At 71.3% G+C, this 24,277-nt stretch carries 22 protein-coding genes; 6 read left to right on the top strand and 16 right to left on the bottom strand.

The window, feature by feature from the left end; genetic code table 11:
• Window positions 1–44 precede the first annotated feature (44 nt).
• The 4 genes from nusB to RWH44_RS09385 form a co-directional block, all read right to left on the bottom strand.
• Window positions 45–455: a transcription antitermination factor NusB gene (gene nusB / locus RWH44_RS09370; RefSeq protein WP_298872920.1), complete on the bottom strand. Its 411-nt coding sequence runs from the start codon at window positions 453–455 to the stop codon at window positions 45–47.
• An 18-nt stretch (window positions 456–473) separates the two neighbouring features.
• Window positions 474–1,034, bottom strand: coding sequence for an elongation factor P (gene efp / locus RWH44_RS09375; RefSeq protein ID WP_076675522.1), 561 nt, complete (start codon window positions 1,032–1,034; stop codon window positions 474–476).
• Between the two features lie 72 nt (window positions 1,035–1,106).
• Window positions 1,107–1,565, bottom strand: coding sequence for a type II 3-dehydroquinate dehydratase (locus RWH44_RS09380; protein ID WP_316004379.1), 459 nt, complete (start codon window positions 1,563–1,565; stop codon window positions 1,107–1,109).
• A gap of 13 nt (window positions 1,566–1,578) precedes the next feature.
• Complete coding sequence (locus tag RWH44_RS09385; RefSeq protein WP_316004380.1) at window positions 1,579–3,384, bottom strand: sugar phosphate isomerase/epimerase and 4-hydroxyphenylpyruvate domain-containing protein; 1,806 nt, start codon at window positions 3,382–3,384, stop codon at window positions 1,579–1,581.
• A gap of 63 nt (window positions 3,385–3,447) precedes the next feature.
• On the opposite strand from RWH44_RS09385, the gene RWH44_RS09390 reads away from it, so the two are divergent.
• From RWH44_RS09390 to RWH44_RS09400, 3 genes are all read left to right on the top strand, one after another.
• Window positions 3,448–4,080 (top strand): TetR/AcrR family transcriptional regulator, encoded by a 633-nt coding sequence (locus RWH44_RS09390; RefSeq protein WP_316004381.1) that lies wholly within the window; start codon window positions 3,448–3,450, stop codon window positions 4,078–4,080.
• A 310-nt stretch (window positions 4,081–4,390) separates the two neighbouring features.
• The gene (locus RWH44_RS09395) at window positions 4,391–5,296 is read left to right on the top strand and encodes a shikimate dehydrogenase (RefSeq protein ID WP_316004382.1); all 906 of its coding nucleotides are present in this window, start codon (window positions 4,391–4,393) and stop codon (window positions 5,294–5,296) included.
• A 15-nt stretch (window positions 5,297–5,311) separates the two neighbouring features.
• A complete protein-coding gene (locus RWH44_RS09400) occupies window positions 5,312–6,631 on the top strand; it encodes an MFS transporter (protein WP_298872912.1) in 1,320 nt (439 codons plus the stop codon).
• A 332-nt stretch (window positions 6,632–6,963) separates the two neighbouring features.
• Here RWH44_RS09400 and RWH44_RS09405 read toward each other — a convergent pair whose 3' ends face one another.
• The 11 genes from RWH44_RS09405 to RWH44_RS09455 form a co-directional block, all read right to left on the bottom strand.
• Window positions 6,964–7,479, bottom strand: a complete 516-nt coding sequence (locus tag RWH44_RS09405; RefSeq protein WP_316004383.1) for a GNAT family N-acetyltransferase — start codon at window positions 7,477–7,479, stop codon at window positions 6,964–6,966.
• Between the two features lie 52 nt (window positions 7,480–7,531).
• Window positions 7,532–8,608, bottom strand: a complete 1,077-nt coding sequence (gene aroB / locus RWH44_RS09410; protein ID WP_316004384.1) for a 3-dehydroquinate synthase — start codon at window positions 8,606–8,608, stop codon at window positions 7,532–7,534.
• Window positions 8,605–9,189 (bottom strand): shikimate kinase, encoded by a 585-nt coding sequence (locus tag RWH44_RS09415; RefSeq protein ID WP_437127282.1) that lies wholly within the window; start codon window positions 9,187–9,189, stop codon window positions 8,605–8,607. Before RWH44_RS09415 ends, aroB begins: the two co-directional genes overlap by 4 nt.
• On the bottom strand, window positions 9,176–10,402 hold the full coding sequence (aroC, locus tag RWH44_RS09420; RefSeq protein ID WP_298872906.1) for a chorismate synthase: 1,227 nt from the start codon (window positions 10,400–10,402) through the stop codon (window positions 9,176–9,178). The genes RWH44_RS09415 and aroC overlap by 14 nt, the downstream gene beginning before the upstream one ends.
• A gap of 4 nt (window positions 10,403–10,406) precedes the next feature.
• Window positions 10,407–11,243: a shikimate dehydrogenase gene (locus tag RWH44_RS09425; RefSeq protein ID WP_316004385.1), complete on the bottom strand. Its 837-nt coding sequence runs from the start codon at window positions 11,241–11,243 to the stop codon at window positions 10,407–10,409.
• Window positions 11,237–13,039, bottom strand: a complete 1,803-nt coding sequence (mltG, locus tag RWH44_RS09430; protein WP_316004386.1) for an endolytic transglycosylase MltG — start codon at window positions 13,037–13,039, stop codon at window positions 11,237–11,239. Before mltG ends, RWH44_RS09425 begins: the two co-directional genes overlap by 7 nt.
• Window position 13,040: 1 nt before the next feature.
• The gene (ruvX, locus tag RWH44_RS09435; RefSeq protein WP_298872899.1) at window positions 13,041–13,514 is read right to left on the bottom strand and encodes a Holliday junction resolvase RuvX; all 474 of its coding nucleotides are present in this window, start codon (window positions 13,512–13,514) and stop codon (window positions 13,041–13,043) included.
• A complete protein-coding gene (alaS, locus tag RWH44_RS09440; protein WP_298872897.1) occupies window positions 13,511–16,180 on the bottom strand; it encodes an alanine--tRNA ligase in 2,670 nt (889 codons plus the stop codon). Before alaS ends, ruvX begins: the two co-directional genes overlap by 4 nt.
• A 63-nt stretch (window positions 16,181–16,243) precedes the next feature.
• Window positions 16,244–16,546 carry an ATPase gene (locus tag RWH44_RS09445; protein ID WP_316004387.1) on the bottom strand — a complete coding sequence of 101 codons (303 nt, stop codon included), beginning with the start codon at window positions 16,544–16,546 and terminating at the stop codon, window positions 16,244–16,246.
• A 163-nt stretch (window positions 16,547–16,709) separates the two neighbouring features.
• Window positions 16,710–17,339: a 30S ribosomal protein S4 gene (gene rpsD / locus RWH44_RS09450; protein WP_013586600.1), complete on the bottom strand. Its 630-nt coding sequence runs from the start codon at window positions 17,337–17,339 to the stop codon at window positions 16,710–16,712.
• 185 nt (window positions 17,340–17,524) lie between these two features.
• A complete protein-coding gene (locus RWH44_RS09455; RefSeq protein WP_316004388.1) occupies window positions 17,525–18,958 on the bottom strand; it encodes a replication-associated recombination protein A in 1,434 nt (477 codons plus the stop codon).
• Between the two features lie 115 nt (window positions 18,959–19,073).
• On the opposite strand from RWH44_RS09455, the gene RWH44_RS09460 reads away from it, so the two are divergent.
• The 3 genes from RWH44_RS09460 (at window position 19,074) to RWH44_RS09470 (ending at window position 21,865) form a co-directional block, all read left to right on the top strand.
• Window positions 19,074–19,352: a dioxygenase gene (locus RWH44_RS09460; RefSeq protein ID WP_316004389.1), complete on the top strand. Its 279-nt coding sequence runs from the start codon at window positions 19,074–19,076 to the stop codon at window positions 19,350–19,352.
• 605 nt (window positions 19,353–19,957) lie between these two features.
• Window positions 19,958–21,223: a DUF349 domain-containing protein gene (locus tag RWH44_RS09465; protein WP_437127288.1), complete on the top strand. Its 1,266-nt coding sequence runs from the start codon at window positions 19,958–19,960 to the stop codon at window positions 21,221–21,223.
• 63 nt (window positions 21,224–21,286) lie between these two features.
• Window positions 21,287–21,865: a type IV toxin-antitoxin system AbiEi family antitoxin gene (locus RWH44_RS09470; protein ID WP_316004391.1), complete on the top strand. Its 579-nt coding sequence runs from the start codon at window positions 21,287–21,289 to the stop codon at window positions 21,863–21,865.
• A 129-nt stretch (window positions 21,866–21,994) separates the two neighbouring features.
• Here RWH44_RS09470 and RWH44_RS09475 read toward each other — a convergent pair whose 3' ends face one another.
• Entirely contained in the window at window positions 21,995–24,247 is a 2,253-nt protein-coding gene (locus RWH44_RS09475) for a RelA/SpoT family protein (protein ID WP_298872889.1), read from the bottom strand.
• Between the last annotated feature and the right edge of the window lie 30 nt (window positions 24,248–24,277).

The raw sequence follows: 24,277 nt of genomic DNA on the forward strand, positions 1-24,277 counted from the left end.
CGACGCTCTGTCGGGGCCGCGTCGGAGCACGTCGGGCGGCGTGATCAGGACGAGCGCGCGATCCGCGCCAGCACGCCGTGCACGAACGAACCGGAGTCGTCGGTGGAGAACTCCTTCGCCAACTCGACGGCCTCATCGATCGCGACGGCCGTGGGCACCTCGTCGTTGTAGAGGATCTCCCACGTGCCGATGCGCAGGAGCGCGCGGTCGACGGCGGGCATGCGCTGCAGCGACCAGTCCTTGGCGAAGGTGGTGATCTGCTCGTCGATCGCGTCGCGGTTGTCGATCACGCCGTCGACGATGTCGCGGGCGTACAGCCACGAGGCCTGACGGTCGGGCTCGGAGGCCGCACGCTTGGCTTCGGTGGCGAGCATGACGGGCAGTTCCTCACCGCGCACGTCGGCCTGGAACAGGATGTCGAGGGCGCGCTTGCGCGCCTTGGTACGAGCACTCATTCTGTCGGGATCGAGACGTCAGCTGATACGGCCGAGGTACTCGCCGGTGCGAGTGTCGACCTTGATCTTGGTGCCGGTCTCGAGGAACAGCGGAACCTGCATCTCGTAGCCGGTCTCGACGGTGGCGGGCTTGGTGCCGGCCGACGAGCGGTCGCCCTGCAGGCCCGGCTCGGTGTAGGTGACCTCGAGGATGACCGACGGCGGGAGCTCGATGTAGAGCGGGTTGCCGTTGTTCAGCGCGATCTGCACCTGCTGGTTCTCGAGCAGGAAGTTCGCCGCGTCGCCGACGGTCGCCGCGCCCACGGTGATCTGGTCGTAGTCGGCGACGTCCATGAAGACGAAGCCCTCGCCGTCGTTGTAGAGGTAGGTGAAGTCGCGACGGTCGACGTTCTCGAGGTCGACCTTGGCGCCGGCGTTGAACGTGCGGTCGACGACCTTGCCGCTCATGACGTTCTTGAGCTTGGTGCGGACGAACGCCCCGCCCTTGCCGGGCTTGACGTGCTGGAACTCCACGACGCTCCAGAGCTGACCGTCGATGTTCAGGACGACGCCGTTCTTGATGTCTGCGGTGGATGCCATGAGTGCCGATATTCCGTTTCGTGAGTCGAAGTGGGCGAGAGCCCGACGTCAGAGTCTACGTGATCCGCACCCTCAGCCGTCGGCGCGGCCCGAGACGACCTCCACGAGCAGGTCGACGGCGCGCGCGTACCCCGGCACGCCCTCGCCGATCACGTGCACCGCCGCGACCTCTTCGATGTACGAGAAGTGCCGGAACGCCTCGCGCTCCTTGATGTTCGAGATGTGCACCTCGGCGACCGGGAGGTCGACGGATGCCAGGGCGTCGCGCAGCGCGACCGAGGTGTGCGTGAGCCCCCCGGCGTTGATGACGATGCCCGCGCAGTCGAGCCGTGCGGCGTGGATCGCGTCGATGAGGACGCCCTCGTGGTTGCTCTGGATGGCCCGGACCTCGAGGCCGTGGCGCTCGGCGGCCGCGGTCGTGACCCGCTCGACGTCGGCGAGCGTGTCGCGGCCGTAGATCTCGGGCTGGCGGGTGCCGAGCAGGTTCAGGTTGGGGCCGTTGACGAGCAGCAGTCGGCGGGGCGTGATCATGTCCGGCACGCTATCAGCGGCGCCCCTGCGCGCTGAGGCGCACGGGCGCCGTGCCCGCGCCGTACCCGGCGTACGAGCCCCCGCGCTCGACGAACTCGAGGAACACCTCGCCGATCGTGCGCGTGTAGAAGTGAAGGTAGGTGCCCGCGGCATCCTGGTCGTATCCGAGGTGCAGCTCGCGCAGCTCGGCGACGGCCTCGGTCGGCAGGTCGAAGCGGGCCGCGATGTCGTCGTAGTAGTTGCCGGGCATCGCCAGCGGCACGAAACCCCGTTCCCGGGCGGCGCGGGCGAGCGCGCGGACGTCGGCGCAGCGGAAGGCGACGTGCTGGGGCAGCGCGGCCCTCTCCCCCGCCAGGATCGGGGGCGCGACGTTCAGCGGCAGCCGCACCTCTCCGCCGGGCGAGCCGAGCACGCGGCTCGCGACGAGTCCCTGGGGGCCGGGGACCTCGGTGCTGCTGTCGACGCGGAGGGCGAAGCCCGCCGTATAGAACAGCGTGGCCTCCTCGATCGCCTGCCACGGCTGCGACAGGCTGACATGATCGACGCCCTCGATCGCGGTGGGGGCCTCGGGTCCGCCGTGCTCGAACTCGGCCACCCAGCCGGGTTCTCCCTCGTCGGCGGCCTGCGCCCAGTACACCTCGGTGCCGTCGGGGGCCACGGCACCGTCGAGGCGCTCCTCGGTCGCGTACGTGCGGCGGTAGGCGCGCGGCACGTGCAGCTCGAGCATGCGCAGGTCCACGGCCTCGGCGTCGTCGACCTCCAGTCCGATCGCGGCCAGGCGCGGCTCCCACCCCCGGGCGTGCTGCTCGTTGAGCACGACGCGCGCGCGACCGGCCGTCCACAGCGTCACCGGCTTGGTGCGGTGCCGACCCCGCGGGGTGAAGCCGAGCTGCCCGAGCAGCTCCTCGACCGCGGAGGTGTCCTCGGCCTTGATCTCGACGAAGTCGACCGCCGACGGCGCGGCGGAGTCGGGGAGCATCTGCAGACCGCCCGGAGCGTCGGTGAGCGTTCGCGAGACCGCATCCTCGAGCCAGCGCAGCGAGCGCCGCGCGTGACGGGCGGTGCGCCGGGCATCGGTCTGGCGGAAGGTGTCGTTGAAGACCTCGAGCGACCACGGGCCGGAGTACCCGGCATCCACGATCCGCGCCGTGAAGTCGGCGAGGTCGAAGTCGCCCTCGCCGGGGAAGAGACGGTGGTGCCGGCTCCACGACAGCACGTCCATGCTGAGGCGCGGGGCGTCGGCGAGCTGGACGAAGAAGATCTTCTCGCCCGGGATGTCGGCGATCGCGGCGGGATCGTGTCGGCGCGAGAGGATGTGGAACGAGTCGAGGCACACCCCCACCGCCGGGTGGTCGGCGAGCTCGACGACGCGCCACGCGCGACGGTAGTCGTCGATGAAGCGTCCCCAGGCGAGGGCTTCGAACGCGATCCGGATGCCGTAGCCCGCGGCCAGGTCTCCGAGGCGCCGCAGCTGGTCGGCGCTCACCGCGTCGTCGTCGACCGTGGCCGTGGCGACGTTGCTGCAGCAGAGCACGAGGTCGATGCCGAGCCGGTTCATCAGACGGAACTTCGCCTCGGCGCGCCGGAGGACCGCTCGGAAGGCGTCCTCGTCGACGCCTTCGACGTCGCGCATCGGCTGGTAGAGGTCGAGGGTGAGTCCGAGGCGAGCGGCCAGGGCGGCGATCTCCTCGGGGCTCTCGGGAGCGGCGAGCAGGTCGGGTTCGAAGATCTCGACGCCGTCGAATCCCGCCTCGGCGCACGCGTGGAGCTTGTCGGCCAGGGTGCCGCTGATGCAGACGGTCGCCATCGAGGTCTTCATGGCGGCTGAATGTACCAGTTAGTACAAAGCGGGTCCACCCCGCGCGTCCAGTAGGTTGGGCCCATGGCCGATGCACGTCGAGACGCCGAACGCACGCGTTCCGAACTGCTGGCGGTGGCCACCGAGGTCTTCGCCGAAGACGGGTTCTCGGGCGCCCGGGTCGACGAGATCGCCGCGCGCACGCGCACGACCAAGCGGATGATCTATTACTACTTCGGCGGCAAAGAGGGCCTCTACCGGGCCGTGCTCGAAGAGGCCTACCGCGGCATCCGCGAGGCCGAGCGCGCGATCGACGTCGATCACGCCGATCCCGTGGACGCCATCCGCGCCCTCGCCGAGCTGACCTTCGACCATCACGTGGGTCACGATGCGTTCATCCGCCTCGTCGCGATCGAGAACATCCACCGCGGGGCGTTCATCCGGCAGATCGAGGGGCTGCGCACCCAGTCCCAGCCCGCGAAGGGGCTGCTCGACGAGATCCTGGAGCGCGGGCGTGCGGCCGGGATCTTCCGCGCCGACGTGGATGCCATCGACGTGCACCTCGTGATCAGCTCGTACTGCGTGTTCCAGGTCGCCAACCAGTACACGTTCGGCCACCTGTTCGACGTCGACCTCGCCTCCCCCGACCGCCGGTCGCACCTCCGCGCGATGATCGGCGACGTGGTCGTCGGCTGGCTCACGGCGCCCGCGCGCTGACCCCCTGCGGCCGGCCCCGGCGCGTCGGGTCGGGCTGCGTCATCCGCGCTCGCGCGCCCGTCCGCGCCGTGGCCCCGGCATCCGTCGAGTGTCCGAGACACGCCGGCTGGGGACTCTCGCGTGCGGCGTGTCCTGGACACTCGATGGGTGGGAACGTCCCGCGCGCGGGGCGGGCCGACGCCGCGTTGCGCGAGTGCGGCCGTGGTGGCGCGACACCCGGGATCCGTCGTTGACATGGACAGGCGAGCGTGGTTTCCTCTGAACGTACCGGTTAGTACATTGACCGGTGTCGCGGAAACGAAGGAGTACCGTGAACGACTCGCACCCCTACCTCGTGGGCCTCATCGGCACGGGTGTGCTCCCCTCGCTGACGCCGCCGATGCACATGGCCGAAGCCCGCGCCCTCGGTCTCACCTACGTCTACCGTCCGCTCGACCTCACCGCGCTCGGCATCGACCCCGCCCGCATCGGCGAGGTGCTCGCGTGGGCCGAACGCCTCGGATACGACGCCGTCAACGTCACCCACCCCTGCAAGCAGAGCGTCCTGGCCCACCTCGATCGCATCGACCCCGTCGCCGCCGCTCTCGGAGCGGTCAACACGGTGCTGTTCACCCCGACCGGGCGCGTGGGCCACAACACCGACACCACCGGTTTCGCCGCGGCCTTCACCGACGGACTCCCGGATGCCGAGACCCGGCACGTGGTCCAGCTCGGCGCGGGCGGGGCGGGCTCCGCCGTCGCCGACGCGCTGCTGCGCCTCGGCACCGCCCGCCTGAGCATCGTCGACCTCGACGCCGCTCGCGCCCGGGCGTTGGCCGACGACTTGGCGACACGGCATCCGCTCGCCCTCGTCGACACCGCAGCGCCGGCCGATCTCGCCACCGTGCTCGCGACGGCCGACGGCCTCGTGCACTGCACGCCGGTCGGCATGGCGGAGCACCCCGGGCTCCCCCTCGACGCCGGCCTGCTGCGCCCCGAGCTGTGGGTCGCCGACATCGTCTACCGCCCCCTCGACACCGAACTCCTCGTCGCCGCGCGCGAGCGCGGCTGCCGCACCCTCAGCGGCGGACGCATGGCGGTCCACCAGGCCGTCGATGCGTTCGCCCTCATCACCGGGACGCGACCCGATCCCGACCGCATGACCGCCCATTTCCTCGACCTCGTCACATCCGACGGAGCCCTCGACCGACCCGTCGACCCGGCTCTCGCCCGCTAAAAGGAGCACTCGTCCATGACCACCCCCGCAACGACGCGGAAGACTCCCGTGAAGGCGGCCACCGCCAGCTTCATGGGCAGCGCCGTGGAGTACTACGACTTCTTCCTGTTCGGCTCTGCCGCGGCCCTCATCTTCCCGACGGTCTTCTTCCCGTCGGGCGATCAGGCGGCCCTGGTGATGTCGTTCGCCACCTTCGGTTTCGCCTACATCGCCCGTCCCGTCGGCGCCGTCATCCTCGGCCACTTCGGCGACCGCATCGGACGCCAGAAGGTGCTGATGTTCACGCTGGTGCTGATGGGTCTGTCGACGTTCATCATCGGCTGCCTCCCCGGCTTCGCGCAGATCGGCTGGTTCGCTCCCGCCCTCCTCGTGCTGTGCCGTCTCGCCCAGGGCCTGTCGGCCGCGGGCGAGCAGGCCGGAGCCTCGTCGCTCACGCTCGAGCACGCCCCCGACGGACGTCGTTCGTTCTTCACCTCGTGGACCCTGACCGGAACGCAGGGCGGTCAGATCCTCGCCGCCCTGATCTTCATCCCCGTCGTCGCCCTACCCGATGAGATCAAGTTCTCGTGGGGATGGCGCGTGCCGTTCTGGCTCAGCGCCGTGGTCGTCGTCGTGGCGTTCTTCATCCGCCGGAGCCTGCACGAGACGCCCGAGTTCGAGCAGGCGAAGGCCACCGGACAGATCGCCCGGATGCCGTTGCTTCCGCTGCTGAAGAACCACTGGCGCGACGTGCTGCGCGTGATCTGCTGCGCGTTCATCGCCGCGGTCTCGACCGTGTTCGGCACGCTCGCGATCGCCTACGGCAAGGAGCAGGGCCTCGCCGCGAGCGTCACCCTGTGGCTCGTCGTGGTCGCGAACGTCGTCGCGCTCTTCACCCAGCCGCTGTTCGGCAAGCTCGCGGACCGCATCGGCCGCAAGCCCGTCTTCATCTACGGTGCGCTGTCGTCGGCGGCCTTCATGCCGTTCTACATGCTGTCGATGGGCGCCGGGAACGACCTCGTCACCTTCGGCCTCGCCATCCTCACCTTCTCGTGCGGATACGCCGCCGCGAACGCCGTGTGGCCCTCGTTCTACGGCGAGATGTTCAGCACCCGCGTCCGCTTCTCGGGCATGGCGATCGGCACCCAGCTCGGCTTCCTCATGGCCGGATTCGCCCCGAGCATCGTCGCGGCCCTCGGCGGCGGCGCGGCCGGCGGATGGGTCGTGATCAGCGTCTTCACCGCCGTGATCGCCGTCATCGCCTCGGTGAGCGCGCTGACCGCTCGCGAGACGAAGGACGTCCCCACCGACCAGCTCGGCCTCGCCGCCGAGCGCCGGGTGCCCGTCTCGGTCTGACCGGCGTCCGCGAGCCCCGTCTTCTCCGGAAGGCGGGGCTCCCGCGCGTCGTCGCGCGGCGGCGGATGGGTCCGTGCACATCGGCAGGGATCTCGCGGGACACGCCGTGTCGTCCCGTCCGGGGCCGGCGTGTCGGGAACGCGCCCCGCCGTCGTGCTCGCCGGCATCCGCTCCTGCCCAGCCGCCCGGCGCATCCCGCCGGTCCGGGCACGACGGCGGGAGACCCGCGCGACACGCTCCGCTGCGGCATCCGGAGTCGGCGCGTCGGCGAATCGCTCCGCCGTCGTGCTCGTCCACCCGGGGTGAGGGTGGGCCGCCGGGTCGAAACGGCGTCAGAGCGCGCGCAGCGAGCGGCTCATCGCGCGCTCGGCGCCGATGGGCCCCGTGAAGGTCTCCCCCGTCGCCACGAAGCCGGCGCGCCGGTACACCGCCTGCGCCCGGACGTTGTCGACGTGGACGTCGAGCGAGAGCGTCTCGAAGCCCCGAGCGGCGCACCAGAGCGCTGCGGCGTCGAGAAGCGCGTCGATCGCTCCACGTCCGCGGTGCGCCGGGTCGACGTAGACGCCGACGACGTCGGCGCGGTCGCTCGTCGACCGCCGTCCGGTGTGGTCGAGGTCACCCGCGCGCCGCACGAGCACGGTGCACGTGCCGATCCACTCCTCACCGTGCTCCGCGATGAACATCGCCGCGGAGTCTCCGTCGGCGCCGCCCGCCGCGCGTTCGTCCCAGAACGCCTGATCGCGCTCGAGCTCCTGCTCGTACGTGGTGAGGAAGGCGATGGATGCCGCGGGGTCGCTCACGGCGCGCAGACGCAGCTCGCGCACCCGGGCGCCTTCCCCGGCGCGCACGCGCCGCACGGTCGCGCCCCCGGTCCGCCCCTCCGTCACGAGGCGCTCCGGGTCACGCACCGACCTCCTGGTAGGCCGCGAACAGCAGCGACTCGTCGGGCGCCTGCAGCACGGTCGGGCGGGCGAGGTCGTCGAGCACGATGAAGCGCAGCATGCTGCCGCGGCTCTTCTTGTCGCGCTGCATCGTGGCCTTCAGCGTCTGGAAAGCGCCGGCGCGGTACGTCGTGGGCAGGCCGAGCGACTCGAGCACGGTGCGGTGGCGCTGCGCGACGTCGTCCGACAGGCGCCCGGCGAGGCGCGACAGCTCGGCGGCGAACACCATGCCCACCGAGATCGCGGCGCCGTGACGCCAGCGGTAGCGCTCGGCGTGCTCGATGGCGTGGCCGAGCGTGTGCCCGTAGTTCAGCACCTCGCGAAGACCCGCCTCGCGCAGGTCTTCGCCCACGACGCGTGCCTTCATGTCGATCGCGAGCTCGACGCACCGACGGAACGCGTCGCCCTTCGGGTCGACGATCCCCGTGGGGTCGGCCTCGATGAGGTCGAGGATCTCCGGATGCCAGATGAAGCCCGCCTTCACCACCTCGGCGAAGCCCGCGGTGGCTTCGTTCTTCGAGAGCGTGTCGAGCAGGTCGAGATCGCACACCACCGCGACCGGGGGCCAGAAGGCGCCGACGAGGTTCTTGCCCTCGGCGGTGTTGATGCCGGTCTTGCCGCCCACCGCGGCATCCACCATCCCCAGCACGGTCGTCGGCACCTGCACGAGCGCGACACCGCGCAGCCAGGTGGCCGCGACGAACCCCGCGAGGTCGGTGACCGCTCCCCCGCCGAAGCCGACCACCACATCGGTGCGCGTGAAGTCGGCCTGGCCCATGACCTGCCAGCAGAACGCCGCCACTTCGACGCGCTTGCCCTGCTCGGCGTCGGGGATCTCGGCCAGCAGCACCTGACGGTCGCCCACCAGCTGCGCGCGCAGGGCCTCGGCCTGCGCGGCGAGGGTGGGCGGGTGCACCACGAGCACCTTCTGCGCGGCGGCGGGCAGCTTCTCGCCCAGCGTGGCCAGCAGGCCCCGGCCGATGGTGATGTCGTAGCCGGGGTCGCCGGCGACGCTGATCGTGGTGGTGTCGCTCATGATCTCTCCTGGGCCGGAACGCTCTGCGCCCAGGCCACGATGTCGTCGACGACGCGGGACAGGGGCCCCGACGACGTGTCGATGGTGATGTCGGCGGCGGCCTCGTAGACGGGGCGCCGCTCTTCGTAGATGCGCCGCCAGCGCTCGGCCGGGTCTTCTCCGCCGAGCAGGGGCCGTTCGTCGCCGTGGATGCGGGATGCCACCACGTGCGGCGCGACCGTCAGCAGCACGACGCGATGCGCGGTGAGGCGTTCCCGGGTCGAGGGGTCGAGCACGGCTCCCCCGCCGAGCGCGACGACGCCCCCGCGGCCGAGCGCCTCGACGACCGCGTCGCGCTCGAGGGCGCGGAAGTGCGCTTCGCCGTGGGCGAGGAACAGATCGCGGATCGGCCCGTGGTCGCGTACGACGAGCTTGTCGGTGTCGGTGAAGGCCGTGCCCAGGGCGCGCGCGACGCGGCGCCCGACACTGGTCTTGCCCGCGCCCATCGGACCGATGAGCACCACGGCCGATCCGGCCCCGGTCACCGCTGCGCGGTCGTCCGGGCCGGCAGCGCCGGAGGGCGCCTGCTCAGGCGAGGTCATGCGCGAGAAGCGCGGCGTCCGACGCGTCGGTCGTGCGCAGGGTCTCGGGCAGGTTGGCGAGGTACGACTCGAGGTTGCGGCGCGTCTCGGCGACGTTGTCGCCCCCGAACTTCTCGAGCACGGCGTCCGCGAGGGTCACCGCGACCATGGCCTCGGCGACGACGCCCGATGCGGGGACGGCGCACACGTCGGAGCGCTGGTGGTGCGCGGCGGCGGTGTCGCCGGTGGCGACATCGACCGTGCGCAGGGCCTTGGGAATCGTCGCGATCGGCTTCATGCCGGCGCGCACGCGCAGCACGGTGCCGGTCGACATGCCGCCCTCCGTACCACCGGCGCGGTCGGACGAGCGGGTGATGCCGTCTTCGGTGGCGAAGAGCTCGTCGTGCGCCTGCGAGCCGCGGCGGGTCGTGGTGAGGAAGCCGTCGCCGACCTCGACGCCCTTGATCGCCTGGATGCTCATGAGGGCCTGGGCGAGCTTGGCATCCAATCGACGATCCCACTGCACGTGCGAGCCGAGCCCCGGCGGCAGGCCGTAGGCGAGCACCTCGACGATCCCGCCGAGGGTGTCGCCCGCCTTCTTGGCATCGTCGACCTCGGCCACCATCGCCGCGCTCGTCTCGGCGTGGAAGCACCGCAGCGGATCGGCGTCGAGACGGTCGACGTCGTCGGGGGTGGGCAGCTCGGCGTCGTCGGGAACCCGCACGGGCCCGATCGACAGCGTGTGGCTGACCAGACGGATGCCGAGCTCGCTCAGGAACGAGCGGGCCACCGCGCCCAGCGCCACGCGAGCCGCGGTCTCCCGCGCGGAGGCCCGCTCGAGGATGGGGCGGGCCTCGTCGAAGCCGTACTTCTGCATGCCGACGAGGTCGGCGTGCCCGGGGCGCGGGCGGGTGAGCGCGGCACCGCGTCCGCGCGAGCGGTCGGAGAGCTCGACGGGCTCGGGGCTCATCACCTCGGTCCACTTCGGCCACTCGGTGTTGCCGATGCGCAGAGCGATCGGGCTGCCGATCGTGAAGCCGTGCACGATGCCCGTCGACAGGGTCAGTTCGTCTTCCTCGAACTTCATGCGCGACCCGCGGCCGTACCCGAGTCGGCGGCGCGCCAGTTCGGCGCGGATCTGGGCCGAGGAGACGGGGACGCCGGCCGGCATCCCCTCCATGAGGGCGATCAGTTCGGGGCCGTGGGACTCGCCGGCGGTGAAGACGCGAAGCATTCGTCTAGTCTCCCACGAGCGCGATGCGCATTGCGGCCAGCACCTCGTCCTCGTGGACGAGGGGCCGAGCGGGGTCGCCTGCGACGAACACGCGCACCTGCAGCAGCGCCTGGTGGAGCAGCATCGCGAGCCCGTCGTGCGCGGCCACCCCCGCACGCTCCCACTCCCGCGCGAGGGGCGTGGGCCAGCCGCCGTAGACGACGTCGACGAGGGGTCCGGACGTGGATGCCAACGCCCCGGCGAGAGCGCCGAGGTCGGTGCCCCCGGGCAGGGCGGCGATCGTCGCGTCGACCGAGACGGGATCGGGCGCGTCGAGCGCGGCGATCCGCACCGCGACGCCCAGGAGCGCGCCGAGCTCGGCGAGAGGGGCAGCGGCATCGGGGCGCCGTGCCCGCACCTCCACCTCGACCGCCCCGGCGCGCACCGCCGAAACGACGGCCGAGGTCGCCGTCGCGCCCGCACCGAGCACGCGCACGCGCTCGGGTCGACGCACGCCGACCTCGTCGAGGGCGCGGGCGAGCCCGCCCACGTCGGTGTTGAAGCCCCGGGGACCTTCCTCGGTCAGCAGGTAGGTGTTCACGGCGCCCGTCAGCCGCGCGTCGTCGTCGAGGCTGATCGCGCGCTCCGCGGCGACGTGCTTGAGCGGCATCGTCAGCGACAACCCGCGCCAGGCGGCATCCAGCCCCTCGATCTCGGTCGCGAACGTCTCGTCGTCCACGCGCCGACGCCCGTACTCCCAGTCGAGCCCGAGCACGCCGTACGCGGCGGCGTGCAGCCGGGGCGACCGCGAGTGCGCGATCGGGTCGCCCCAGACGGCCAGCCGTGTCCCGCCGGTCAGCATCCGCCGTCGGGGTTGTCGCGACACCACGCGCGGAACTGGTCCACGGCCTTGAGCTGGTCGGCGTAGGTGGTGGAGAACACCGTCTCACCCGTGGCGAGGTTGACGGTGGTGAAGTAGTACCACGGGCCGTCCACCGGCTTCATGGCCGCATCGATCGCGAGGTCGCCGGGGTTGGCGATGGGGCCGATCGGCAGACCCGGACGGATGTAGGTGTTCCACGGGTTGTCGCTGGTGAGGGCGTTCTCGGACGACGACGAGGAACCGGCATCCAGCTCACCCGCGCCGTACTGGGCGGTCGAGTCCATCTGCAGCAGACCATGGGTCTCGGTGTTGTCGGGCTGCAGGCGGTTCTCGATGACCCGAGAGACCTTGTAGAAGTCCTCGCTGCTGCGCGCCTCGCGTTCGATGATCGAGGCGACGATGAGGATGCGCTCGCGATCGGTCTCCGGGACTCCCGCGGCGTCGAGCGACTGGATTGTGCGCTGCACCATGCGCTCGATGACCTGCTGCGCGGTGACGCCCTCGTCGAAGTCGTACGTCGCCGGGAAGATCCAGCCCTCCAGCGTGGAGGCCGGCACGCCGTACACCGAGGGATCGGCGACGGCCGCGTCGAGGTCGGCGCGCGGGAGACTGAGCTGCTCCGCGATGACGTCGAGCGACTGCGTCAGGGTGAGCCCCTCGCGCAGCTGCACGGAGTAGTTCAGTCGGCTCGCGGGGTCGCGGAGCGCGGCGAGGACCGCCTCCGACGTCATCTGCTGCTGCAGCTTGTAGACGCCGGGCTGGAAGGTGAAGGCGACGGAGTTGTCGACCATGTACTTGTAGAGCGAGTTCGAGGCCTTCGTGACCCCGGCCTCGAACAGCTTCGGCGAGACGGACTCCCCCGTGTCGCCCGAGACGATGGTGATGCGGGCCTCGCCCGTGGCCTGGCCCGCCTCGTAGTCGAGGGGCTCGCCGTTGCCCAGGAATGCTTGGATGCGATCACCGTAGGTGTTCCACACGACCGCGCCGCCCGCGGCGAGACCGCCGAGGAGCACGAGCACCACCGCGAGGGCGATCCACCCTCCGATGCGACGACGCTTTTTGGGCGGTCGCGGGGCGCTCTGGCCGATCTCGTGGGTCGTGGTCTGACCGGTGAAGAGGTCTTCGAGCGACCCGGAGGGGATGCCGCCGCCGGCAGGTGCCGTGCGTCCGGCCGTGCCGACCCCGGCGCCGACGAGCGCCGGCTCCGCTTCGCGCGGGGCGTCGGCGGACGCCGAGGGACGACGCGCACCGTCCGCTGTGGTCGACGGTGCTCCCGTACGGCGGGGTCCGGGCGCAGCCTCTCCCCCGTCGCGCAGGGCGCCGGAGGATGCCGGGGCGGATGCCGTGACTCCGGCGGCGTCGGCAGAGCGAGGGGCCGGGGCGGGCTCGGGGGCGCGTGCCGCGGGCTCGGCGGCACGGGGCGCCGGAGTCGGCTCCGCAGCGCGCGGAGCGGGCTCGGCGGCGCGCGGCGCGGGCGCGGAATCCGCAGCACGGGTCGGTTCCGGCATCCCGTTCCCGGCGGTCTCGCCCGGTGCGCGGCGGGCGGCGTCGAACCGGGGCGCCGGGGTGGCGGCACCGTTCGCGGCCGGAGCTTCGGCGGCGGGGTTCGTGTCGGTGGGACCGGTCTGCGCGCGTCGCGCCTCGCGAGCGGCGCGCCGAGACGGCGGAGCGGCGTCCGCGGAACCGTCGGCCGAGCGCGCACCGGTGCGCGGGTCGGGGAGGCGGCTGTAGAGGTCCGCGAACGGATCGCTCCCGGGGGGCTGGTTCTCGGGCATGTCAGGCGGGCTCCTGTCCCGGTGATATGGCGGGTCCGGCCGGCTCGCCGGACTGTCGCTCCACGTCGAGCGCCTGCTGCAGCAGCACCACAGCGGCGACTTGGTCAACAATGCTACGAGAGTCGCGCTGGGAACGACCTGCCTCCCGTAGGACGCCGTGCGCCGACACGGTGCTCAATCGCTCGTCGACGAGCCGCACCGGGATGGGCAGGGCCGAGGCGAGCTGGTCGGCGAACCGACGTGCGTCGGTGGTCGACGGGGTGTCCTCTCCGCGGAGGTTGAGCGGCAGACCCACCAGCACCTCGAACGCCTCGTACTCGGCCACGAGGGCGACGATGCGGCGCACCGGTTCGCCCTTGCGCGGCACCGTCTCCACCGGCACGGCCAGCACCCCGTCCGGATCGGACCGGGCGACGCCCACGCGCGCACGCCCGACGTCGATTCCCAGACGGATGCCGCGCCGGAACGCCGTCACGCGGTGGTCGCCCGGACGTCGGCGACGATGCCGTCGAGCGCCTGGGGCAGGGCCGCGGCATCCGTTCCGCCACCTTGCGCGACGTCGGGCCGACCGCCGCCACCGCCACCGAGGACGGCGGCAGCGGCTTTCGCGAGGGCACCGGCGGCGAGACCGCGCTCGCGCGCGGCGTCGTTGGTGACCACGACGACCGTCGCGCGGCCGCCCGCGACCGAGGCGAGCGCGACGACCGCGGGGTCGCTGCCGAGGCGATCGCGCACCTGCAGGGCGAGCGAGCGGACGTCGTCGGCCGATGCACCCTCGCCGAGACTCTGGGCCACGACGCGCACGGTGCCGACGGCCACGGCCGACTCGACGAGTTGCGGCAGACGTCCGGTCAGGGCCTGCGCCTCGAACGCGGCGATCTTCTTCTCCGCGGCCTTGAGGCTCGCGGCGAGCTCGCCGATGCGAGTGGTGAGCTGCTCGCGCGGGGTCTTCAGGCTCGTGCTGAGCTGCGAGACGATGGCGCGCTCGGCGGCGAGGTCGCGGAACGCGTCGAGACCCACGAGGGCCTCCACGCGGCGGTTCGACGCGCCGACCGACTGCTCGCCGACGAGGTTGACCAGACCGATCTCGGCGCTGCGCGCGACGTGCGTTCCGCCGCAGAGCTCGCGCGACCACGGACCGCCGATGTCGACCATGCGCACGGTGTCGCCGTACTTCTCGCCGAACAGCGCCATGGCGCCCGCGGCCTTCGCCTCATCCAGCGACATCACGCGCGTGGTGACCTCGAGGTTGTCGCGGACGGCGTTGTTGGCGATGTCCTCGATCTCGGTGCGGGTCTCGGGCGAGAGCGCCGATCCCCAGCTGAAGTCGAAGCGCATGTACCCGGCGCGGTTGAGCGACCCCGTCTGCGTCGCGGTCTTGCCGAGAGTGTCGCGGATCGCCGCGTGCACGAGGTGCGTGGCGGTGTGCGCCTGCTGCGCCGCGTGGCGGTTGAGCCCGTCGACCACGGTGGTGGCCGGGGCGCCCACGGCGACCTCGCCGGTGGTCACCTCGACCGTGTGGCTGACCAGACCCGGAACGGGACGCTGCACGTCGAGCACCTCGAGCTCGTAGCCCGGGCCGACGATGACGCCCTTGTCGGCCACCTGACCACCGGACTCGGCGTACAGCGCGGTCTCGGCGAGGATGACCTCGGCGATCTGTCCCTCCGAGGCGCGATCGGTCCCCTGCCCCTGGACCAGGATGCCGAGCACCGTCGACTCCGTCTGCAACTCGGTGTAGCCGGTGAACACCGTCTCGCCGAGCGCGCGGAACGGGCGGTACGCGCTCTGATCGGCGATGGTGCCCTTGCGGGCACGGGCGTCGGCCTTGGCGCGCGTGCGCTGCTCCTGCATCAGCGTGTCGAACGCGGCGCGATCGACGCTCAGCCCGGCCTCCTCGGCGATCTCGAGCGTGAGGTCGATGGGGAAACCGTACGTGTCGTGGAGCAGGAATGCTTCGGAGCCGGAGAGCGTCGAGCCGCCGCCGGTCTTGGCTTCGGCGACCGACTGGTCGAGGATGGCCGATCCGGCCGCGAGGGTGCGCAGGAACGTCTGCTCCTCGGCGATGGCGTAGGCCGAGAGACGGGCGTAATCCGCCTCGACCTCGGGGTACGACTCCTTCATCGCGTCGCGAGAGGCGGCGAACAGCTCGGGGAAGGTCGCGCCTTCGACGCCGAGCAGGCGCATCGAGCGGATCGCGCGACGCATGATGCGGCGCAGGATGTAGCCGCGGCCCTCGTTCGAGGGGGTGACGCCGTCGGCGAGCAGCATGAGCGAGGAGCGCACGTGGTCGGCGACGATGCGCAGACGCACGTCGTCCTCGTGGGACTCGGCGCCGTACGCCTTGCCCGCGAGCTTCGCGGCCAGGTCGAGCACGGGGCGCACCTGGTCGGTCTCGTACATGTTGTCGACGCCCTGCTTGATGAACGCGATGCGCTCGAGGCCCATGCCGGTGTCGATGTTCTTCGCCGGCAGCTCGCCGACGATGTCGAAGTCGTACTTCGAGCGCACGTTGGTGATCTCGTACTGCATGAACACGAGGTTCCAGATCTCGACGTAGCGGTCGTCGTCGGTCGCGGGACCGCCGTCGATGCCATAGGCCGGACCGCGGTCGAAGAAGATCTCCGAGCAGGGGCCCGCGGGACCCGGGAGTCCGGTCGACCAGTAGTTCGTGTCCTTGCCGAGACGCTGGATGCGGTCCTCGGGAAGAGAGCTGAGCTTCAGCCAGAGGTCGTGCGCCTCGTCGTCCTCTTCGTAGACGGTGACCCACAGGTCCTTCGGGTCGAAGGCGAGGCCGCCCTCGGACTCGGGGGCGGTGAGCAGCTCCCACGCGAAGCGGATCGCATCTTCCTTGAAGTAGTCGCCGAACGACCAGTTGCCGAGCATCTGGAAGAAAGTGCCGTGGCGCGGGGTCTTGCCGACCTCTTCGATGTCGTTGGTGCGGATGCACTTCTGCACGTCGGCCGCGCGCGGGTAGGGCGGCGGCACGACGCCGCTCAGGTACGGGATGAAGGGCACCATGCCCGCCACGGTGAACAGCAGGGCCGGATCGTCGGTGACGAGCGAGGCCGAGGGGACGATCGTGTGATTCTTCTTCTCGAAGAAGTCGAGGAAGCGCTGGGCGATCTCGGCGGTTTTCATGGCGGGTCTTTCCGTGCGCGTGCGGGATCGTCCCGCGGGGCGGGACGACGGATCGCAGAGAGGTCAGTCGGAGGTCGTGAGGGTCTTCTTGGCGGCGGAGGCCGCGTCGCCCGCGGCGTCCATGGCATCGCCGACGGCACCGGCGACACGGTCGGCCGCCGAGGAGGTGACGGCCTTGGCATCGTCGATGATGTCCGACAGCCGCGTCTCCTGGGCGTGGTAGGCGTCGGTCATGCGGTCGGTGAACTCGCCGATGCGCGCATCGAGTTGCGCGAAGATCTCCTGCCCGCGCGGGTCCTTGTTGACCAGGTGGGCGGCGACGAAACCGCCGGCGATCCCCACTGCGAACCAGAACAGGCTTCTCACGATGACCACTTCTTCCTCGATACGACGCCGCGGTCGCGGCATCCCTCATCGTAGGCGACGGCCCCTGTGCCGCGCGCGAGCACACACCACCGGGGGAACGACGGCCGGGCGGGAACGACGAAGGGCGCCGGGAGAACCCGACGCCCTTCTGTGCTCGCTGGGATCAGCGGGCGGCGTAGTACTCGACGACGAGCTGCACGTCACACGTGACGGGCACCTCGGCGCGCTTGGGGCGACGCACGAGCTTCGCCTGGAGCGTCGAGAGGTCGACCTCGAGGTAACCGGGAACGGGGGGCAGCACCTCGGCGTGCCCACCGGCGGCGGCGACCTGGAAGGGCTCGAGGCCCTCGCTCTTCGGCTTGACGTGGATCTGCTGACCCGGCTTGACGCGGAACGACGGGCGGTCCACGAGCTGGCCGTCGACCAGGATGTGGCGGTGCACGACGAGCTGGCGAGCCTGCGCGGTGGTGCGGGCGAAGCCCGAACGCACGACGAGGGCGTCCAGACGCATCTCGAGCAGCTCGACCAGGTTCTCACCGGTCAGGCCGTCGGTGCGGCGGGCCTCGTTGAACGCGATGCGCAGCTGCTTCTCGCGGATGCCGTACTGCTCGCGCAGACGCTGCTTCTCGCGCAGACGCACGGCGTAGTCGCTGTCGGCCTTGCGCTTGGTGCGGCCGTGCTCACCGGGAGCGTAGGGACGCTTCTCGAGGTAGCGGGCGGCCTTGGGGGTGAGTGCGACGCCGAGGGCGCGCGACAGACGCACCTTGCGGCGGTCCTGAGACTTCGTGGTCACGAAGTTCTCCTTCCGATGACGTGGCCGCGCCTTTCACGGCTCACGGGCGTATCGCCCCCTTCCGCCCGATCCGAAGCGCACGCCGGGGCGCACCGGAAGGTGATCACAGGAAGGAGGGGATGCCCGAAAACCCTGTTCCGAGCCGGTTCATGCTATCAGAGCGCGCTGCGGAGCCTCTCCGCGCGTCACTTCCCCTCGAGGATGCGGCGGATCTTCTCCAACCGTGCCGACACGTCGCGCTCGGTGCCGTGGTTGGTCGGCTCGTAATAACGGCGTCCGCGCAGCTCGTCGGGCAGGTACTGCTGAGCGACGATGCCGATCTCGCTGTCGTGGGCGTACTTGTACCCCTTGCCGTGACCGAGTCGTTTGGCGCCCGGGTAATGCGCATCGCGCAGGTGCATCGGCACGCGGCCGAATCCGCCGCCCCGCACGTCGGCGATGGCGGCGTTGATGGCGTTGTAGGCGGCGTTGGACTTGGCGGTCGTGGCCAGGTAGATCGTCGCCTCGGCCAGGGGGATGCGCCCCTCGGGCATCCCGATGAAGGCGACCGCGTCGGCGGCGGCCACGGCGATCTGCAGCGCCTGCGGGTCGGCCATGCCGATGTCTTCGGCGGCCGAGATCACCAGGCGGCGCGCGATGAAACGCGGATCTTCCCCGGCCTCGATCATGCGCGCGAGGTAGTGGATGGCGGCATCCGGATCGGATCCCCGCACCGACTTGATGAAGGCGCTGATGACGTCGTAGTGCTCGTCGCCCTGGCGGTCGTAGCGGAGCAGGGCCCGGTCGACGGCCTGCGCGATGTGGTCGGCGGTGATGACCGGTGGATCGGCGTCGCCCGGCTCGAACGGCGCCCCGTCGTCGTCACCGTCGTCGTCGCCGTCGTCGTCATCGTCGTCGTCATCGTCGTCTGCCCGGACGACGTCGCCGGACGCTCCCCCGTCGTCTCCCGCGACCGAGGCCGCCGCCTCGAGGGCGGTCAGCGCACGTCGCGCGTCCCCCGAGGCCAGGCGCACGAGCGCGGCCCGTGCGTCGTCGTCGAGCACGACGCGTCCGGCGAGACCGCGCGGATCGGCGACCGCGCGATCGACGAGCGCTCCGAGGTCGTCGTCGCCGAGCGGGCGCAGGGTCAGCAGCAGGGAACGCGAGAGGAGGGGCGAGATGACCGAGAACGAGGGGTTCTCCGTGGTCGCCGCGATCAGCACGACCCACCCGTTCTCGACCCCGGGGAGCAGGGCGTCCTGCTGCGCCTTGGTGAACCGGTGGATCTCGTCGAGGAACAGGATGGTGGACTGCCCGTAGAGATCGCGCTGCGTCAGCGCCTCCTGCATGACCTCTCGCACGTCTTTGACCCCGGCGGTGATGGCCGACAGCTCGACGAAACGCCTCCCCGACGAGCGCGCGATCGCCTGCGCCAAGGTCGTCTTGCCGGTGCCGGGCGGTCCCCACAGGATGACGGAGACCGCGGCGCCGGATGCCGAGGAGTCGGTGGTGGCGAGGGTGACGAGCGGCGACCCGGGGCGCAGCAGATGACTTTGACCCGCGACCTCGTCGAGGCTCACCGGGCGCATCCGGACCGCGAGCGGCGTCTGGCCCTGGAAGAGCGCGGAGGAAGGGGTCACCCCTCCAGGCTAGCCGCGGCCTCCGACACCGGTTCCGTGCGCGGCGGCGGCACGGTGCACCTCTCGGCGGGGTTTGTAGGATCGAGGGGCCCGTCGGTGGGCGGAGGAGGTCGATGTGGCGACGCGCGGGAAAGACCGGCAGACGCGGGAGCAACGCGAACGCGCCCGTGCCTATCAGGCTCGGGTGGCCCTGCATGAACGGCAGGTCCGACGCCGCACCCGTGACAACGTGCTCGGCGTGGTGGTCGGTCTCGTCGTCATCGCCGGGGCGATCGGCGCGCAGACGGCGTACTTCGTCGCCGGTCCGGGCGCGCCCGCCCCGTCGCCGAGCCCCTCCGCGCCGGCGACCGAGGCACCCGCCTCACCCTCCGGCGCCCCGTCGACGACGCCCTGACCCGGCGTTCCGCCCGCACGGCGCTCGTCCACCGCCGTCCCCATGCCTGTGGCGGCGCGGCCGCTCGTACTAGGCTCGGAGAGTCCTTCTCCCCCAGGCGGTTCTGCCGCGATGAGGTGCTACCCGTGACTTCCGTTCCCTCCCCCGAGACCTCCGACCCGCGCGACGACGCGAGCACGCCCGAGGTCGATCCCGCCGCGACCCAGACCGCGGCCGACACGACGGATGCCGAGGCCTCCGCGTCGTCGATCCCCGACGCGACCGACGAATCGGCGGATGCCGCGACCCCGGCCGCCGATGGCACGGACGCCGTCGAGGCCGCCGACGCCGCGTCGCAGCCCGCCGAGAGCGCAGAGAGCGGGGAGCCCGCGGCGCAGTCCCCGTCCGATGACGCCGTCTCCGCCGAGTCGGAGACTTCGGAGCCCGAGACCGCTGAGTCCGAGTCCGCCGAGCCCGATGCTGCGGAGCCCGAGGCTGTCGAGCCCGAGACCGCCGAGTCGGACGCTGCGGAGCCCGAGGCGGCTGAGCCCGCGTCCACCGAGCCCGCGTCCGAAGAGGTCCCCGCCGCGCCGCAGCCCGCGGCCCGACCCGTTCCCGGCGCGCGCATCCCCGGCCCCCCGCCGGGTGCCACGGCCTCCAAGACGGCGAGCCAGCCCTGGGGCCGTGTCGACGACGAGGGCACGGTCTCGGTCCGCGAGGCCGACGGCTGGCGCGTCGTGGGGCAGTACCCCGACGGCACCCCCGCCGAGGCGCTCGCGTACTTCCAGCGCAAGTTTGCCGACCTCGCCGGCGAGGTGACGCTGCTCGAGACCCGTCACCGTCGCGGTGGTGCCTCGGCATCCGATCTCCGTGCGACCGCGAAGACGCTGCGCGCCAAGCTCGACGGAGCGGCCGCGGTCGGCGACCTCTCCGCGCTGATCGGTCGTGTCGACGGCCTCACGGCCGAACTCGCGGAGGCGAGCGAGACCGAGGCCGTCGCGAACAAGCAGGCCTCCGAGGAGGCCGTTCGCGAACGTACCGCGATCGTCGAAGAGGCCGAGGCCCTGGCCGCCCGCGACCCGCAGTCCGTGCAGTGGAAGCAGATGACCGCCGATATGGCGGCGCTGTTCGATCGCTGGCAGGCCCACCAGCAGAACGGTCCGCGCCTGTCGAAGTCCACGGCGCAGCAGCTGTGGCGTCGTTTCCGCGACGCCCGCGCCACGGTCGACCGCCACCGCCGCGAGTTCTTCTCGTCGCTCGACGAGACGCACAAGGCCGCCCGCGAGGCGAAGACCCGCCTCGTCGAGCGTGCCGAGGCCCTCGCCCCCCGCGGAGAAGACGGCATCGGGGCGTACCGCGACCTGCTCGACACGTGGAAGGCCTCGGGTCGTGCCGGTCGTAAGGTCGACGACGCCCTGTGGGCGCGCTTCAAGGCTGCCGGTGACGCCCTGTACGGTGCGCGCATCGAACGCGAGACGGCCGACGCCGAAGCCTCCAAGGAGAAGATCGAGCAGAAGCGCGCGCTCCTCGAGCAGGCGGCGCCGATCGTCGACGAGAAGAACCTCGCGACGGCCCGTCAGAAGCTCACCGCCATCCAGCGCCAGTGGGACGAGATCGGTCGCATCTTCCCGCGCGACAAGGAGCGCGCCCTCGACGACGAGCTCCGCAAGATCGAGCAGTCCGTCCGCACGCGCGAAGACGCCGACTGGAAGCGCAACGACCCGGAGCAGAAGGCGCGCGCCAACGACATGACGCGTCAGCTCACCGACGCGATCGACAAGCTCGAGGCCGAGCTCGCCGACGCCGAAGCCCGCGGAGACAAGCGTGCCGCGGCGCAGGCCTCGGAGGCGCTCGAGGCGCGCCGCACCTGGCTGCGCGCCCTGGGCGGCTGACCGGCTCTCCACAGATCCGACGGGTCACCGTCACGGGCGACACCGCCCCGCCACAATGGCGGGATGGTGTCGCCCTTCCTCTTCTTCGCCAACGAACGGCTCTCCCTCGCCGAGCTGACCGCGGCGTGCCTCGACGGTGCGCTCGTGCCGCTGGGCGAGGGCTTCATCCCGGCCGACGCCGCCGAGACGAGGTGGATGCGCGCGCGCAGCCTGGCGCCTCTCCTCGGCGATCGGTGGGCCGCAGTTCGACTCACGGCGGCGTGGGTGCACGGCGGTGCCGCGAGCGAACCGGCGATCCATCACCTGCAACGCGTCCGCGACGTCCGCCTGCGCACGCGGCGCGACCTGCGCGCCGTGTTCCACGACGTGCGTCTCCCGAGCGACGACATGATGTCGATCGCCGGGGTCTGCGTCAGCACCCCGACACGCACGCTCGTCGATCTCGCCCGCTCCGACGACCGCGACGAGACCGCCGCGGCGCGCGCGTGGGCGTCCCGCGACCCCCTGCTCCGCGCGGATGCCGTGGCCTGGTTCGAGCGGCATCCGCGTTTCCCGCACGTCCACCGGGCCACTCGCCTGCTCCGCTCCGACGCCGTGAGCGAGACCACCGCGGAAGATGAGGTGGCGGATGCCGACGGGTGAGGCGAGGTCGGAAGGGGCGGATCCGGCGCGCACGGGACGACGCGGTGGAGGCTCCGAAGAGCGCGAGAGGGGCCCCACCCCGAGGAGGTCACGGGCGATGCGCCGTGGGCCGGGAGTGCGAGTCCCGGCTCAGGACGAGGTGACGCGGTACACGTCGTACACCGCATCGATGCGGCGGACCGCATTGAGGACGCGATCGAGGTGCACGGTGTCGCCCATCTCGAAGACGAATTTGCTGAGCGCGAGCCGGTCGTTAGTCGTCGACACCGTCGCCGAGAGGATGTTGACGTGGTGCTCGCTCAGCACGCGGGTCACGTCGCTCAGCAGGCCGGACCGGTCGAGAGCCTCGACCTGGATCTGCACGAGGAACACGCTCTTGGTCGTAGGCGCCCACTCGACGTCGATGAGACGATCGGGCTCCTCCTTCAGCGACCGCACGTTCGTGCAGTCGCCGCGGTGCACCGAGACGCCGCTTCCACGGGTCACGAAGCCCACGATCTCGTCGCCCGGAACCGGCGTGCAGCACTTGGCGAGCTTGACCAGGATGTCGGGCGCTCCGCGCACCAGCACGCCGGAGTCGCCGCCGCGCGGCGCGCGGCTACGTCCGACCGGGATGTCGATGGGACCGGTGTTGGTCTCCTCGACGCTGACCAGCGCGGTGACCTTCTCGATCACGGACTGCGTCGAGACGTGCCCCTCGCCCACGGCCGCATACAGCGCCGAGACGTCTTCGTAGTGGAACTGCCGCGCGACTTCGGTGAAGGAATCCTGGTTCATCAGGCGCTGCAGGGGCAGATTCTGCCGACGCATGGCGCGGGCGATCGAATCCTTGCCCTGTTCGATGGCCTCTTCGCGACGCTCCTTGGTGAACCAGCCGCGGATCTTGTTGCGCGCGCGCGTGCTCTTGACGAAGCCGAGCCAGTCCTGACTCGGCCCGGCGTCGGGGTTCTTCGAGGTGAACACCTCGACGACGTCGCCGCTCTGCAGCGTCGACTCGAGCGGCACGAGACGCCCGTTGACCTTGGCGCCCATCGTGCGATGGCCGATCTCGGTGTGCACGGCGTAGGCGAAGTCGACCGGGGTGGCACCCGTCGGCAGACCGACGACACGACCCTTCGGCGTGAAGACGTAGACCTCTTTCGCGCCGATCTCGAAGCGGAGCGAGTCGAGGAACTCCCCCGGATCGGCGGTCTCGGCCTGCCAGTCGGAGATGTGCGCGATCCACGCCATGTCGGCGTCGACGGCCTTGGCATCCGTCTTTCCGCCCGCCATCCGCTCCTTGTACTTCCAGTGCGCGGCGACGCCGAACTCCGCCTGCTGGTGCATCTCGTTCGTGCGGATCTGGATCTCGACGGTCCGCCCGCCCGGGCCGATCACCGTCGTGTGCAGCGACTGGTACAGGTTGAACTTGGGCGTGGCGATGTAGTCCTTGAAGCGCCCCGGCAGCGGCGTCCACCGCGCGTGGATCGCCCCGAGCACCGCGTAGCAGTCGCGTACGGTGCCGACCAGGATGCGGATGCCGATGAGGTCGTAGATGTCGTCGAACTCGCGCCCGCGCACGACCATCTTCTGGTACACGGAGTACAGCTGCTTCGGACGCCCCATGACGCGGCCCCGCACGCGCAGTTCGCGCAGGTCGGCGTCGACCGCGTCGATGACGTTCTGCACGTACTGCTCGCGCTGCGGGGTGCGCTGCTTCACGAGGCTGTCGATCTCGGCGTAGAGCTTGGGGTGCATGACGGCGAACGAGAGGTCTTCGAGCTCGCTCTTGATGGCCTGGATGCCGAGGCGATGCGCGAGCGGCGCGTAGATCTCGAGCGTCTCGGTGGCCTTCTTCGCGGCCTTGTGCGGGGGGACGAAGCCCCAGGTTCGCGCGTTGTGCAGACGGTCGGCGAGCTTGATGAGCAGCACGCGGATGTCCTTCGACATCGCGACGATCATCTTGCGCACCGTCTCGGCCTGGGCGCTGTCGCCGTACTTGACCTTGTCGAGCTTGGTCACGCCGTCGACGAGCATCGCGACCTCGTCGCCGAAGTCGGCGGCGAGCTCGTCGAGCGGATAGCCGGTGTCCTCGACCGTGTCGTGCAAGAGGGCGGCGGCGATCGCCTTCGGCCCGAGCCCCAGTTCCGCGAGGATCTGCGCGACGGCGAGGGGATGCGTGATGTAGGGCTCACCGCTCTGACGCTTCTGGCCGTCGTGCGCCTTGTCGGCGACGGCGTACGCACGCTCGATGATCGCGAGGTCGCCCTTGGGATGGTGCGTGCGGACGGTGCGCAGCAGCTTGTCGACGTCGTCGCGGCGAGCGGCGCGGGAGAAGATGCGCGGAACCAGGCGTCGCAGCGACGACGGCGGCGGCGGCGCGGAAGAAGCGGTCTCGGTCATCGTCACCCCCTCCTCGTGGCCAGTCGATCA

Source organism: Microbacterium phycohabitans, assembly GCF_032464935.1.
GTDB lineage: Bacteria > Actinomycetota > Actinomycetes > Actinomycetales > Microbacteriaceae > Microbacterium > Microbacterium phycohabitans.

Excerpts from the sequence above, each read along its gene's own strand:
- nusB (WP_298872920.1), bottom strand. The coding sequence starts at position 455 with ATGAGTGCTCGTACCAAGGCGCGCAAGCGCGCCCTCGACATCCTGTTC.
- mltG (WP_316004386.1), bottom strand. The coding sequence starts at position 13,039 with ATGCCCGAGAACCAGCCCCCCGGGAGCGATCCGTTCGCGGACCTCTAC.
- RWH44_RS09475 (WP_298872889.1), bottom strand. The coding sequence starts at position 24,247 with ATGACCGAGACCGCTTCTTCCGCGCCGCCGCCGCCGTCGTCGCTGCGA.
- RWH44_RS09400 (WP_298872912.1), top strand. The coding sequence starts at position 5,312 with ATGACCACCCCCGCAACGACGCGGAAGACTCCCGTGAAGGCGGCCACC.
- RWH44_RS09390 (WP_316004381.1), top strand. The coding sequence starts at position 3,448 with ATGGCCGATGCACGTCGAGACGCCGAACGCACGCGTTCCGAACTGCTG.
- RWH44_RS09380 (WP_316004379.1), bottom strand. The coding sequence starts at position 1,565 with ATGATCACGCCCCGCCGACTGCTGCTCGTCAACGGCCCCAACCTGAAC.
- RWH44_RS09425 (WP_316004385.1), bottom strand. The coding sequence starts at position 11,243 with ATGCTGACCGGCGGGACACGGCTGGCCGTCTGGGGCGACCCGATCGCG.
- aroB (WP_316004384.1), bottom strand. The coding sequence starts at position 8,608 with ATGAGCGACACCACCACGATCAGCGTCGCCGGCGACCCCGGCTACGAC.
- alaS (WP_298872897.1), bottom strand. The coding sequence starts at position 16,180 with ATGAAAACCGCCGAGATCGCCCAGCGCTTCCTCGACTTCTTCGAGAAG.
- RWH44_RS09385 (WP_316004380.1), bottom strand. The coding sequence starts at position 3,384 with ATGAAGACCTCGATGGCGACCGTCTGCATCAGCGGCACCCTGGCCGAC.
- RWH44_RS09415 (WP_437127282.1), bottom strand. The coding sequence starts at position 9,189 with ATGACCTCGCCTGAGCAGGCGCCCTCCGGCGCTGCCGGCCCGGACGAC.
- aroC (WP_298872906.1), bottom strand. The coding sequence starts at position 10,402 with ATGCTTCGCGTCTTCACCGCCGGCGAGTCCCACGGCCCCGAACTGATC.
- efp (WP_076675522.1), bottom strand. The coding sequence starts at position 1,034 with ATGGCATCCACCGCAGACATCAAGAACGGCGTCGTCCTGAACATCGAC.
- RWH44_RS09470 (WP_316004391.1), top strand. The coding sequence starts at position 21,287 with ATGGTGTCGCCCTTCCTCTTCTTCGCCAACGAACGGCTCTCCCTCGCC.